Here is a 12,039-nt window from a genome sequence, read left to right on the forward strand (position 1 = left end):
CACCGGCCCCCACCCCGCCGCCCCGTTCGAACTCCGTTAACAATGGACTGTGATCTCACCGGTCTCCTCGTTGCCGCGGAGCGCCCACCGGCCCAGGCCGGAGGCGACTCCCTACGTCGACCTCACCCGTGCCGAGTGGAGCGCGCTGCGCGAAAAGACGCCGCTCCCGCTGAACGCCGAGGAGGTCGAGAAGCTGCGCGGTCTGGGCGATGTCATCGACCTCGACGAGGTACGGGACATCTATCTGCCGCTGTCCCGGCTCCTCAACCTCTACGTGGGCGCCACCGACGGCCTGCGCGGCGCCCTGAACACCTTCCTGGGCGAGCAGGGCTCCCAGTCCGGCACCCCGTTCGTCATAGGAGTCGCCGGCTCCGTGGCCGTCGGCAAGTCGACCGTCGCCCGTCTCCTCCAGGCCCTCCTGGCCCGCTGGCCCGAGCACCCGCGCGTCGAACTGGTCACCACCGACGGCTTCCTGCTCCCCATGAAGGACCTCCAGGAACGCGGCCTGGTCTCCCGCAAGGGCTTCCCCGAGTCGTACGACCGCCGCGCCCTGACCCGCTTCGTCGCCGACATCAAGGCCGGCAAGGACGAGGTGACGGCCCCCGTCTACTCGCACCTCATCTACGACATCGTCCCGGACCGGAAGCTGACGGTCCGCCGGCCCGACATCCTCATCGTCGAGGGCCTGAACGTCCTCCAGCCCGCCCTCCCCGGCCAGGACGGCCGCACCCGCGTCGGGCTCGCCGACTACTTCGACTTCAGCGTGTACGTCGACGCCGGCGCCGACGACATCGAGCGCTGGTACCTGAGCCGCTTCAAGAAGCTCCGCCAGACCGCGTTCCAGAACCCCGACTCGTACTTCCGCAAGTACACCCAGGTCTCCGAGGACGACGCCCTCGACTACGCCCGCGGCCTCTGGCGCACCATCAACAAGCCCAACCTGGTCGAGAACATCGCGCCCACCCGCGGCCGCGCCACCCTCATCATCCGCAAGGGCGCCGACCACAAGGTCCGCCGCCTCAGCCTGCGCAAGCTGTAGCCCCGTCACCGGGCCCGGCTACCCTGCGGGCATGCTGCATCTGCGCCTGATCACTCCGGCCGACCGGACCGACGACGTGGTGCGCCTGATCGAGGGCACGGTCGGGTGCACCCACCTCGTCGTCGTACCGGGTGCCGCCCGCAACCCCGCCGGAGACGTCGTCATGTGCGACGTGGCACGCGAGGCGGGCGACGAACTGATCGGCGCGCTGAGGGCGTTGGACCTCGACCGCACCGGCTCCATCGCCGTCGAGAACATCGACCTGTCGCTCTCCGACCGCGCCGACAAGGCCGAGAAGGACGCGCCGGGCGAGGGCGTCGACGCGGTCCTCTGGGAGCACCTGACGGACGCGACCCACGAGGAGTCGACGCTCTCCGTCACCTACGTCGCCTTCCTCACCCTCGCCACGATGATCGCGGCCTGCGGCGTGGTCCTCGACAACGCGATCCTGATCGTCGGCGCGATGGCGGTCGGCCCCGAGTTCGGCCCCCTGGCCGGCATCAGCACGTCCATCGTCCAACGCCACCCGCGCCTCGCCCTGCGCTCGCTGATCGCCCTCCTGGTGGGCTTCGCGGTGGCCATGGCGGCGGCGGTCGCGTTCAGCCTCTTCATGGACGCGCTCGGCTACTTCACCGAGGCGAAGCTGGAGGCCGACCGCCCCAACACCGCCTTCGTCTACGCCCCCGACGCCTTCTCCTTCATCGTGGCGGTCCTCGCGGGCATCGCGGGCACCCTCTCCCTGACCTCAGCCAAGTCCGGAGCCCTCGTGGGCGTGGCCATCTCGGTCACCACGGTCCCGGCCGCCGCGAACGCGGCGGTGGCCCTGGCCTACGGCGACATGAAGCAAACGGTGGGCTCCACGGAGCAACTGCTCCTGAACCTCCTGGGCATCATCCTGGCAGGTACCCTCACCCTGCTCCTCCAGAAGTGGCTCTGGTCGAAGACCCGCTAGCCGCGCCACGAAAGCAAGGGGCGCAGACCCTGCTTTCAGGGGCGCGGGGAACTGCGCGACAAGCCACCACGAACCCGCAGCCCGCACCGCACAGAACCCCACACCCCTACCCGGCAATTCAGCCAAGCGCGGACTTCACCGCATCAGCCAGCCGCCCCGCAACCGCACGCGCCTGCTCGATGTCCGCCGCCTCCACCATCACCCGCACCAACGGCTCCGTCCCCGACGGGCGCAACAACACCCGCCCCGTGGACCCCAGTTCGGCCTCGGCCTCCCCCACCGCCGCCGCCAGCTCCGCCGACGTGGACACCCGCGACCGGTCCACGTCAGGCACATTGATGAGCACCTGCGGCAGCCGCTCCATCACCCCGGCCAGCTCCTGGAGCGTGCGTCCGGTCTGCGCGACCCGCGCCGCCAGCAGCAGCCCGGTCAGCGTGCCGTCACCGGTCGTCGCGTGGTCGGAGATGATCACGTGCCCGGACTGCTCGCCGCCGAGCGCGTACCCGTGCTCCTTCATCTCCTCCAGCACGTACCGGTCGCCGACCGCCGTCTGGACGAGCCGCAGCCCCTCTCGCTCCAGCGCCAGCTTGAACCCGAGGTTGGACATCACGGTGGCGACCACGGTGTCGGACCGCAGCACGCCGCGCTCCCGCATCGCCAGCGCGAGAACGGCGAGGATCTGGTCCCCGTCGATTTCGTTGCCCTCGTGGTCCACGGCGAGGCACCGGTCCGCGTCCCCGTCGTGCGCGATCCCGAGGTGCGCCCCGTGCTCCAGCACGGCGGCCTTCAGCGGCCCGAGGTGCGTCGACCCGCACCCGTCGTTGATGTTGAGCCCGTCCGGCTCGGCCCCGATCGTGACGATCTCGGCGCCGGCACGGGTGAACACCTCCGGCGAGACCCCGGCGGCGGCACCGTGCGCCTCGTCGAGGACGATCTTCAGTCCGTCGAGCCGGTTGGGGAGGGCCGAGAGCAGGTGCTCGACGTACTGCCCGAAGCCGTCGTCGTAGGACCGGACGCGTCCGACGCCCGCGCCCGTGGGCCGCTCCCAGGGAGCGCCGGTGCGGTGCTCCTCGTAGACGCCCTCGATCCGGTCCTCCAGCTCGTCGGCGAGCTTGTGCCCGCCGCGGGCGAAGAACTTGACGCCGTTGTCCGGCATGGCGTTGTGGCTGGCGGAGAGCATCACACCGAGGTCGGCGCCCAGCTCGCCGGTGAGGAACGCCACCGCGGGGGTGGGCAGCACACCGACGCGCAGCACGTCGACGCCCGCACTGGCGAGGCCGGCCACGACGGCCGCCTCCAGGAACTCCCCGGACGCTCGCGGATCCCGCCCGACCACCGCCACCGGCTTGTGGCCCTCGAACGTTCCCGCCTCGGCGAGTACGTGTGCCGCCGCGACGGAGAGTCCGAGCGCGAGCTCGGCCGTCAGATCCGCGTTGGCGACACCGCGCACGCCGTCCGTGCCGAAGAGTCGTCCCACTGTGGTGTCCTCCGAATTGCTCAGAATGTGCGGCTCGTACTGATGGTCACGAGTGTCCCGGCATTCCCCTGACCAAGTACATCCCCTGAGACTGTCCTCCCCCTTTCGGGGTTGTACCGACAGTCCGTGTATATGCCTGCGATGGATGAACGGCCCTGCTAAGCAAACCGCCCCGGCGGCACGGAACGTGCCACCGGGGCGATACGCGCAATGCGCGACGCACGCGGATCGCGCCCAGCGGCGCGAGCGCGATTTAGCGCTTGCTGTACTGCGGAGCCTTGCGGGCCTTCTTCAGACCGGCCTTCTTGCGCTCGACCGCACGGTCGTCGCGGCGGAGGAAGCCGGCCTTCTTGAGGGCGCCACGGTTGTTGTCGACGTCGGCCTCGTTCAGCGCGCGGGCGACACCGAGACGGAGCGCACCGGCCTGACCGGAGACACCGCCACCGGCGATGCGGGCGATGACGTCGTAGCGGCCCTCGAGCTCCAGCACCTTGAAGGGCTCGTTGACTTCCTGCTGGTGCACCTTGTTGGGGAAGTAGTCCTCAAGGGTGCGACCGTTGATCTTCCACTTGCCGGTGCCCGGGACGATCCGGACGCGGGCGATGGCGTTCTTGCGACGGCCCAGGCCGGCGGCCGGCTGCGGGTCGCCGAAGCGGGAGGCCATGGACTCGGAGGTGTACTCGCCCTCGACGGGGACGTCCGACTCCGTGGTGTAGCTGTCGATGTCGACAAGCTCGGTCTCGGTCTCTTCGACCGGCTGCTCAGCGGTGGTCTCGGCCACGATGCTCCTCAGATCTTTTCTGTTTGGGGGTGTGGCCGGAACTACTGCGCGACCTGGGTGATCTCGAACGGCACCGGCTGCTGCGCAGCGTGGGGGTGCTGGTCGCCCGAGTAGACCTTCAGCTTCGAGAGCATCTGACGGCCCAGGGTGTTCTTGGGGATCATGCCCTTGATGGCCTTCTCGACGGCCTTCTCGGGGTTCTTCGCCAGCAGCTCGTCGTAGCGGACGGAGCGCAGACCACCCGGGTAGCCGGAGTGGCGGTACGCCAGCTTCTGGGTCTTCTTGTTGCCGGACAGGTGAACCTTGTCGGCGTTGATGATGATGACGAAGTCGCCCATGTCCATGTGAGGGGCATAGGTCGGCTTGTGCTTGCCGCGGAGGAGGTTCGCGGCAGTGGTAGCCAGACGGCCCAGGACGATGTCCTGTGCGTCAATGACGTGCCACTGGCGAGTCACATCGCCGGGCTTGGGGCTGTACGTACGCACTTCGCAGCCTTCTTCTTCAGTGGATGGGTGGTGACACAAGGCATCACTGAAGCGATCGTGCAGCTGGGGACGACAGTGCCGGGAACGCTGCCCGTATGCCGCCCACTGGTAACTGCTCCAGGGAACCTACGCAGGGCTTCTCGCCTGAGAGCGACCAAGCCAATACGCATAACAATCCGCAAGAGTACTCGGGCAGCCCCGGACGGGTCAAAACGGCCCCGGGACCGGCGACCTCGGCACCCGTTGATCAACTTCGCCCACGAGTTCGATACGATCCGGCCCCACGTGCCGCGAGGCACGTGATTCAGGCATGCAAGCTGCAAACAACGGGGTTCACGTATGAAGTTTCGCACGAATGTTGCCACCGCGATCGTGGCGGCCGGTGTCGCGTTGACGCTGGGCAGCGCCGGGACGGCGTCCGCGTCGAGCTACTACTCGGTGCCCGGCGGACAGGTCAAGTTCACGTCCAAGGGCGAGATCCTCAAGGTCTGGGACATGAAGGCGGGCAAGACCGGCCTCATCGTCTTCGTCGACGACCGGTCCTCGAAGAACCCGCACCTGGACACATGCCACGTCAAGGGCAAGGGCAAGAGCAAGACCTGCGACATGAAGTTCAAGAACGGGCACAAGCTCCGGATCGACGCCTTCTCCTACACGAAGTTGAACGACCACAGCACGTACAAGGTCGTCGCCAGCTGGACGGACAAGGCGTAGGCCGCAACCGGGACAAGCCGTCCCTAGGGCGGCCGTCGGCGTGACCCATAACTGAAAAAGGCCTCCCCTGGCCCGTCTAAACTGCGCCCCATGAGCTATGGGCAGGGGGGGTCTCAGTGGAGCCCCGGGGGTTCCCACGATCCGTGGGACAGTCAGTGGAGTTCCTCCAGTAACCAGACCCCGGACTGGGCGTCACTCGCCGAGCAGTCCGAGACACGCAACAGGCGCCGCAGGCTCCTGCTGATCGTCGGCGGCGCCCTCGCCACGGTCGGCATAGGCGTCGCCGTGGCGGTGGCCGTCGTCAACACCGACAACGGCAACACCACGGCGAACGGCCCGAACGACCTGCCGGCCACGGCGGGCATCCCGAGCGCCAGCGCCAAGACGGACCCGTCGTTCGCGCCGACCTCGGCCCCGCCCCCGCTGAACCCGAAGGACTTCATCTCCAGCTCGGGCAAGGACAAGGCGCCGATCAGCCCGGACATCCTCTTCCCCGGCTCCCAGCTGACCAAGCGCGAGGGCGTCGTCTACCGCAAGGGCACCACGGCCTCGACGAAGAACTGCGCCTCGGCCGTCCAGGGCACCCTCGACAAGCTCCTCACCGACAACGACTGCACCCGCTTCATGCGCGTGACCTACTTCCGGGACAAGGTCGCGACCACCATCGGCGTCGCCCTGTTCGACACCGAGGCCCAGGCGACCAAGGTCAAGGAGGACTGGGACAAGGTGAGCACCATCGTCTCCCTCTCCGGCGAGGGCGTGCCCACCTTCTGCCGGACGACCGTGTGCCGGACGACCGCCAACTCCTTGGGCCGCTACGCCTACTTCACCCTGTCCGGCTTCACCGACGGCAAGGACGTCACCGAGAAGGACGCGGCCGTCTTCACCGCCGGCGACGACCTCGCCCAGTCCACGTACGAACAGATCCGCCGCCGGGGCGAGACCCAGGCCGCCGCCGCGGCCAACGGGCAGTAACCCGGGTCCCCGGATCCCCGCCGCCCGGGGTCAGCAGCAGCCGCCCCCGGGCACCCCCGGCAGACTCCGCCGGTTCCGCGCCTCCCTGCTCCGCGCGGCCAGCAGCCCGTCCGCCGGGTACCCGACCTCCTCCAGGGTCAGCCCGTGCGGCCGTACGACATGCACGGCGGAGTCCCGTACGCCGGCGGCCAGCACCTTCCCGGGCCATTCGGGCCCCCGGTGGCCGTCCCCCACGAACAGCAGGGCCCCGATCAGCGAGCGCACCATGTTGTGGCAGAAGGCGTCGGCCCGCACGGTGGCGGTGACGATCCCGTCCTCCCCCCGCACCAGGCTCAGCTCCTGGAGCGTACGAATGGTGGTCGCGCCCTCCCGCCGCTTGCAGTACGCGGCGAAGTCGTGCTCCCCCAGCAGCCGCCGCGCCGCCTCGTTCATGGCGTCGACGTCCAGCGGCCAGTCGTGCCACAGGACGTGACCGCGCAGCAACGGATCGACACCGCCGGGGTTGTCGGTGACCCGGTAGGCGTACCGCCGCCAGATCGCCGAGAACCGCGCGTTGAACCCGCTGGGCGCCTCCCTGAGCGCCCACACCCGCACGTCCCTCGACAGCCGCCCCGCGAGCCGCTTCAGCAGCTTCTCGTGGTGCTCACGCCAGACCGCCTCCGGCAGGTCCACGTGCGCCACCTGCCCCCGGGCGTGCACCCCGGCGTCCGTCCGCCCGGCCACGGTCAGCTCGAAGGTCTCCCGGGACCGTGTCACGGTCCTGAGCGCGTCCTCGATCTCCCCCTGCACGGTCCGCCGCCCGCCGGCCTGCTTGGCCCACCCGGAGAACTCGGAACCGTCGTAGGAAAGGTCGAGGCGCACACGGACATGCCCGGGCTGTACGTCGTCACTCACACAGAGATCCTCTCAGCAACAAAAAACGGGCCCGCCCCTCGAAAGGGACGGACCCGCCAACGCCCTGAAGGGGCGCGGGGAACTGCGCGAGCAACCACCACGAACCCGCGGCCGAAAACGCGGCCCCCCGCTGAACGCTTACGCGTCCTTGGACTCCTCGGCAGCCTCATCGGCGGCGTCGTCGGCCTTGGTGGTGTCCACCTTGGCCTCAGCGGCCGGCGCCTCCGCGTCCTTGGCGGCACGCTTGGTGGCGGCCTCGGCCTCACCGGTGGCCTCCTGCGCGACCGTCAGCGCCTCGACCAGCTCGATGACAGCCATGGGCGCGTTGTCGCCACGACGGTTACCGATCTTGGTGATCCGGGTGTAGCCACCCGGACGGTTCTCGTACCGCGGGCCGATCTCGGTGAAGAGCGTGTGCACGACGCTCTTGTCCGTGATGACCTGGAGCACCTGGCGGCGGTTGTGAAGGTCGCCCTTCTTGCCCTTGGTGATCAGGCGCTCGGCGTACGGCCGCAGACGGCGGGCCTTCGCCTCGGTGGTGGTGATGCGGCCGTGCTCGAAGAGCGACTTCGCGAGGTTCGCGAGGAGCAGCTTCTCGTGCGCGGCGCTGCCGCCCAGACGGGCACCCTTGGTGGGCTTCGGCATGGTGTTTCTCCTAGGTGTCTGCCCCGGCCGTATCAGGTACCGGGGTCAGTATCCGAGCAGGCGGTCGCCTGTCGGAGATCCGGGGCGCCCTTTTCAGGGCGTCCCGGAGGATCCGCGCCCCGTGAGGAGCGCGGGGCGGTGTCGATGTGCGACTCCGTCGCGTGGGCGCGACCAGCCACAACGGCCCCCCGCAGCCGGAATCCGGCCGTCTCGCGGAGCGACTAGTACTGCTCGGTCTCGACGAAGCCCGCGTCCGCGTCGTCGTCGGCGCCGAAGGCGTCCGCGGCGGCGGTCGGGTCGAATCCGGGCGGGCTGTCCTTCAGGGCCAGGCCCATGCCGGCCAGCTTCGCCTTGACCTCGTCGATCGACTTCGCACCGAAGTTGCGAATGTCGAGCAGGTCGGCCTCGGAGCGCGCGACCAGCTCACCCACGGAGTGGATGCCCTCACGCTTGAGGCAGTTGTACGACCGAACGGTGAGCTCCAGCTCCTCGATCGGCAGCGCCAGATCGGCGGCGAGCGCGGCGTCCGTCGGGGACGGACCCATGTCGATGCCCTCGGCGTCGATGTTGAGCTCACGGGCGAGACCGAAGAGCTCGACCAGCGTCTTACCGGCGGAGGCCATGGCGTCACGCGGACGCATCGCCTGCTTGGTCTCGACGTCGACGATCAGCTTGTCGAAGTCGGTGCGCTGCTCGACACGCGTGGCCTCGACCTTGTACGTGACCTTGAGAACCGGCGAGTAGATCGAGTCGACCGGGATACGGCCGATCTCCTGGCCCACCTGCTTGTTCTGCACGGCGGAGACGTAACCGCGGCCGCGCTCGACCGTCAGCTCCATCTCCAGCTTGCCCTTGCCGTTGAGCGTGGCGAGGACGAGGTCGGGGTTGTGCACCTCGACACCGGCCGGGGGCGCGATGTCGGCGGCGGTGACCAGACCCGGGCCCTGCTTGCGCAGGTACATCACGACCGGCTCGTCGTGCTCCGAGGAGACGACCAGCTGCTTGATGTTGAGGATCAGGTCGGTGACGTCCTCCTTGACGCCCGGCACGGTGGTGAACTCGTGCAGGACACCGTCGATCCGGATGCTGGTGACAGCCGCACCGGGGATCGACGACAGGAGCGTACGACGGAGGCTGTTGCCGAGGGTGTAGCCGAAGCCCGGCTCCAGCGGCTCGATCACGAACCGGGAGCGGAATTCGTCGACGACCTCTTCGGTCAACGAGGGACGCTGAGCGATCAGCATGTGGTGAGTCCTTCAGTCAGGGGCACCCACTATTTGATGCCCTGAGCCACCAGGCGGAGCCTGACGGAGTTTACGTACAAGGGTACGGGCGATATGGCCCCGAAGAGCCATACCGCCCGAAAACCTCAGACCAAGCAGTCGCGGATCCGACCCGGAGGGTCAGACGCGGCGGCGCTTGGGCGGACGGCAGCCGTTGTGCGGGGTGGGCGTGACGTCCTGGATGGAGCCGACCTCGAGACCGGTCGCCTGCAGCGAACGGATGGCCGTCTCACGACCCGAACCCGGGCCCTTGACGAACACGTCGACCTTGCGCATGCCGTGCTCCTGCGCGCGACGGGCAGCCGACTCGGCGGCCATCTGCGCGGCGAACGGCGTGGACTTCCGGGAGCCCTTGAAGCCGACGTGGCCGGCGGAGGCCCAGGAGATCACGTTGCCCGAGGGGTCCGTGATGGAGACGATCGTGTTGTTGAACGTGCTCTTGATGTGCGCGTGGCCGTGAGCGACGTTCTTCTTTTCCTTGCGGCGCACCTTCTTGGCAGCGCCCTGACGACCCTTGGGGGGCATCTACAAACTCCTACGGGGAGGTGGTCGGTCCTACAGCGAAGACCGCTGATGAAGCGTTGTCCGCTGAGGACTACTTCTTGCCCGGCTTCTTCTTACCGGCGATGGCGCGACGCGGGCCCTTGCGGGTGCGGGCGTTGGTGCTGGTGCGCTGACCGCGGACGGGCAGACCACGACGGTGACGGAGACCCTGGTAGCAGCCGATCTCCACCTTGCGGCGGATGTCGGCCTGGACCTCGCGACGGAGGTCACCCTCGGTCTTGATGTTGTTGTCCACGTACTCGCGGATCGCGACGAGCTGCTCCTCGGAGAGGTCGCGGACGCGGGTGTCGGGGTTGACGCCGGTCGCTGCCAGCGTCTCCTGGGAGAGGGTCCGGCCGATGCCGAACACATAGGTGAGGGCGACCTCCACGCGCTTGTCGCGCGGGATGTCAACACCGGAAACGCGTGCCATTCAATGGCTCCTGGTGATTGTCGGAGGTCTTCCGCAGAACCGGCTCCCGGCCGCCGTACCAGGTACGAACCGGGTCCCCGGCCTCCGAGCCGGGGGTGTCAGACGCCGTGCGGCGCCTGGGTCCTGCGTATGAACAATTCAGCTCGCGTCGCGCGAATCCCTGCGATGTAGATGCAGAGGGAGTGGTCGAACGTGCGTCAGCCCTGGCGCTGCTTGTGGCGCGGGTTCTCGCAGATGACCATGACCCGACCGTGACGGCGGATCACCCTGCACTTGTCGCAGATCTTCTTGACGCTCGGCTTGACCTTCATGGGGTGAGGTTCTCCGGGTCAGTGCCACCACCCGCGTCCCGGAGGACCGGGGCACGGAGAGCGGGGGCAAGATCTACTTGTAGCGGTAGACGATCCGGCCACGCGTCAGGTCGTACGGAGACAGCTCCACCACGACCCGGTCGTCAGGGAGGATGCGGATGTAGTGCATACGCATCTTGCCGCTGATGTGTGCCAGGACCTGGTGGCCGTTCTGGAGCTCGACCTTGAACATGGCGTTCGGCAGAGACTCGACGACAGTGCCCTCGATCTCGATGGCACCTTGCTTCTTGGCCACGCTTCGCCCTTCGAATCGACTACCTTGATCGACTCCGCGTAACCGAATGAGGACACACGGAAACACGAGAGCCGACGAGTCAGTCTACGCCAGGGCCTCCAGAAACACGAATTGGGTATGCATGCCCAGGGCGGAAGATCCTTACTCCGCCCGACAGGAGCCCACCTTCAGGGGCGCGGGGCTGTGTCGATATGCGGCTCCGCCGCGTGGGCGCGAGAAGCCCCACCCATCCGCACCCGGCGAAGAACCCTCAGCCCACCGGATCGGGAGCCGCGACGATCCCGTACTCCGCCAGCTTCGCCTTGCCCCCGTCAGGCGCGGTCAGCACCAACGGCCCCGCCTCCGTCAACGCCACCGAGTGCTCCCAGTGCGACGACCACGTCCCGTCCGTCGTCACCACGGTCCAGTCGTCCGCCAGGACCTCCGTCTTCGGCGTACCCAGCGACACCATCGGCTCGATCGCGAGGCAGAAGCCGGGCACCAGCTTCGGCCCCTTGCCCCGCCGCCGCTCGACGTAGTTCAGCAGGTGCGGGTCCATGTGCATCTCGGTCCCGATGCCGTGGCCGCCGTAGTCCTCGACGATCCCGTACTTCCCCCCGCCCGGCTTCGGCTGCCGACGGATGTACGTCTCGATGGCCCGCGAGACGTCGACGAGCCGGTTCCCCTGCTTCATCGCGGCGATCCCGGCCCACATGGACTCCTCGGTCACCCGGGACAGCTCGATCAGCTCGGGAGAGTGCCCGGACCCCACGAACGCGGTGTAGGCGGCGTCACCGTGCCAGCCGTCGACGATCGCGCCGCAGTCGATGGAGATGATGTCGCCGTCCTTCAGGACGACCTCGTCGCTCGGGATCCCGTGGACCACGACCTCGTTCACGGAGGTGCAGATCGTCGCCGGGAAGCCGCCGTACCCGAGGAAGTTCGACTTGGCCCCGTGCTCCGCGATCACCTTGCGGGCGACCTCGTCGAGGTCCTTCGTGGAGGCGCCCGGTACGGCGGCCTCCCGGGTGGCCGCGTGGATGGCGGCGACGACCAGCCCCGCCTCACGCATCTTGGCGATCTGCTCGGGACTCTTGATCTGCACCATGGGGGCCTGCGTCTCCGTCTTCCTTGTCGTCCACGAGGCACGAGATCTCGTTCTCGCGTTTTTGCCTACACAACAGTACGGCCGCGGCACCCCTCACGGGCACCGCGGCCGACATACCGAGCGAC

15 protein-coding genes are annotated in these 12,039 nt (G+C 68.4%); 4 read left to right on the plus strand and 11 right to left on the minus strand.

Annotation, left to right across the window (positions count from 1 at the left end):
• The first annotated feature begins 49 nt into the window (after positions 1-49).
• Positions 50-1,039, plus strand: coding sequence for a type I pantothenate kinase (gene coaA / locus P1P70_RS07730; protein ID WP_319235713.1), 990 nt, complete (start codon positions 50-52; stop codon positions 1,037-1,039).
• 31 nt (positions 1,040-1,070) lie between these two features.
• Complete coding sequence (locus tag P1P70_RS07735; RefSeq protein ID WP_319235714.1) at positions 1,071-1,991, plus strand: DUF389 domain-containing protein; 921 nt, start codon at positions 1,071-1,073, stop codon at positions 1,989-1,991.
• A 118-nt stretch (positions 1,992-2,109) separates the two neighbouring features.
• Here P1P70_RS07735 and glmM read toward each other — a convergent pair whose 3' ends face one another.
• The 3 genes from glmM to rplM form a co-directional block, all read right to left on the minus strand.
• Positions 2,110-3,468, minus strand: a complete 1,359-nt coding sequence (glmM, locus tag P1P70_RS07740; protein ID WP_319235716.1) for a phosphoglucosamine mutase — start codon at positions 3,466-3,468, stop codon at positions 2,110-2,112.
• Positions 3,469-3,721: 253 nt separating this feature from the next.
• Positions 3,722-4,249 carry a 30S ribosomal protein S9 gene (gene rpsI / locus P1P70_RS07745; RefSeq protein ID WP_319235717.1) on the minus strand — a complete coding sequence of 176 codons (528 nt, stop codon included), beginning with the start codon at positions 4,247-4,249 and terminating at the stop codon, positions 3,722-3,724.
• Positions 4,250-4,290: 41 nt separating this feature from the next.
• A complete protein-coding gene (gene rplM, locus P1P70_RS07750; RefSeq protein WP_045559465.1) occupies positions 4,291-4,734 on the minus strand; it encodes a 50S ribosomal protein L13 in 444 nt (147 codons plus the stop codon).
• Between the two features lie 339 nt (positions 4,735-5,073).
• Between rplM and P1P70_RS07755 the strand changes: the two genes are divergently transcribed.
• The gene (locus tag P1P70_RS07755) at positions 5,074-5,448 is read left to right on the plus strand and encodes a hypothetical protein (RefSeq protein ID WP_319235720.1); all 375 of its coding nucleotides are present in this window, start codon (positions 5,074-5,076) and stop codon (positions 5,446-5,448) included.
• Between the two features lie 90 nt (positions 5,449-5,538).
• A complete protein-coding gene (locus P1P70_RS07760) occupies positions 5,539-6,423 on the plus strand; it encodes a hypothetical protein (protein WP_319235722.1) in 885 nt (294 codons plus the stop codon).
• A 30-nt stretch (positions 6,424-6,453) separates the two neighbouring features.
• Here P1P70_RS07760 and truA read toward each other — a convergent pair whose 3' ends face one another.
• The 8 genes from truA to map all read right to left on the minus strand — a co-directional run bounded on the left by truA (position 6,454) and on the right by map (position 11,914).
• Positions 6,454-7,317, minus strand: a complete 864-nt coding sequence (truA, locus tag P1P70_RS07765; protein WP_319235724.1) for a tRNA pseudouridine(38-40) synthase TruA — start codon at positions 7,315-7,317, stop codon at positions 6,454-6,456.
• A 138-nt stretch (positions 7,318-7,455) separates the two neighbouring features.
• Complete coding sequence (gene rplQ / locus P1P70_RS07770) at positions 7,456-7,962, minus strand: 50S ribosomal protein L17 (protein ID WP_319235726.1); 507 nt, start codon at positions 7,960-7,962, stop codon at positions 7,456-7,458.
• 221 nt (positions 7,963-8,183) lie between these two features.
• Positions 8,184-9,206 (minus strand): DNA-directed RNA polymerase subunit alpha, encoded by a 1,023-nt coding sequence (locus P1P70_RS07775; RefSeq protein WP_003966937.1) that lies wholly within the window; start codon positions 9,204-9,206, stop codon positions 8,184-8,186.
• A gap of 159 nt (positions 9,207-9,365) precedes the next feature.
• The gene (gene rpsK, locus P1P70_RS07780; protein WP_003956432.1) at positions 9,366-9,770 is read right to left on the minus strand and encodes a 30S ribosomal protein S11; all 405 of its coding nucleotides are present in this window, start codon (positions 9,768-9,770) and stop codon (positions 9,366-9,368) included.
• A 70-nt stretch (positions 9,771-9,840) separates the two neighbouring features.
• A complete protein-coding gene (gene rpsM / locus P1P70_RS07785) occupies positions 9,841-10,221 on the minus strand; it encodes a 30S ribosomal protein S13 (RefSeq protein WP_005481202.1) in 381 nt (126 codons plus the stop codon).
• A 197-nt stretch (positions 10,222-10,418) separates the two neighbouring features.
• The gene (gene rpmJ / locus P1P70_RS07790; protein ID WP_003998809.1) at positions 10,419-10,532 is read right to left on the minus strand and encodes a 50S ribosomal protein L36; all 114 of its coding nucleotides are present in this window, start codon (positions 10,530-10,532) and stop codon (positions 10,419-10,421) included.
• 73 nt (positions 10,533-10,605) lie between these two features.
• Positions 10,606-10,827: a translation initiation factor IF-1 gene (gene infA, locus P1P70_RS07795; RefSeq protein WP_003948620.1), complete on the minus strand. Its 222-nt coding sequence runs from the start codon at positions 10,825-10,827 to the stop codon at positions 10,606-10,608.
• A gap of 250 nt (positions 10,828-11,077) precedes the next feature.
• Positions 11,078-11,914, minus strand: coding sequence for a type I methionyl aminopeptidase (gene map / locus P1P70_RS07800; protein WP_319235727.1), 837 nt, complete (start codon positions 11,912-11,914; stop codon positions 11,078-11,080).
• Positions 11,915-12,039 lie beyond the last annotated feature (125 nt).

The sequence above is a fragment of the Streptomyces sp. MB09-02B genome (assembly GCF_033794485.1).
Taxonomy (GTDB): Bacteria; Actinomycetota; Actinomycetes; order Streptomycetales; family Streptomycetaceae; genus Streptomyces.

What these genes read in the sequence shown, in the direction of transcription:
- P1P70_RS07735 (WP_319235714.1), top strand. Translation starts at nt 1,071, where the DNA reads ATGCTGCATCTGCGCCTGATCACTCCGGCCGACCGGACCGACGACGTG.
- P1P70_RS07755 (WP_319235720.1), top strand. Translation starts at nt 5,074, where the DNA reads ATGAAGTTTCGCACGAATGTTGCCACCGCGATCGTGGCGGCCGGTGTC.
- P1P70_RS07760 (WP_319235722.1), top strand. Translation starts at nt 5,539, where the DNA reads ATGAGCTATGGGCAGGGGGGGTCTCAGTGGAGCCCCGGGGGTTCCCAC.
- rplQ (WP_319235726.1), bottom strand. Translation starts at nt 7,962, where the DNA reads ATGCCGAAGCCCACCAAGGGTGCCCGTCTGGGCGGCAGCGCCGCGCAC.
- P1P70_RS07775 (WP_003966937.1), bottom strand. Translation starts at nt 9,206, where the DNA reads ATGCTGATCGCTCAGCGTCCCTCGTTGACCGAAGAGGTCGTCGACGAA.
- rpsK (WP_003956432.1), bottom strand. Translation starts at nt 9,770, where the DNA reads ATGCCCCCCAAGGGTCGTCAGGGCGCTGCCAAGAAGGTGCGCCGCAAG.
- rpsM (WP_005481202.1), bottom strand. Translation starts at nt 10,221, where the DNA reads ATGGCACGCGTTTCCGGTGTTGACATCCCGCGCGACAAGCGCGTGGAG.
- rpmJ (WP_003998809.1), bottom strand. Translation starts at nt 10,532, where the DNA reads ATGAAGGTCAAGCCGAGCGTCAAGAAGATCTGCGACAAGTGCAGGGTG.
- map (WP_319235727.1), bottom strand. Translation starts at nt 11,914, where the DNA reads ATGGTGCAGATCAAGAGTCCCGAGCAGATCGCCAAGATGCGTGAGGCG.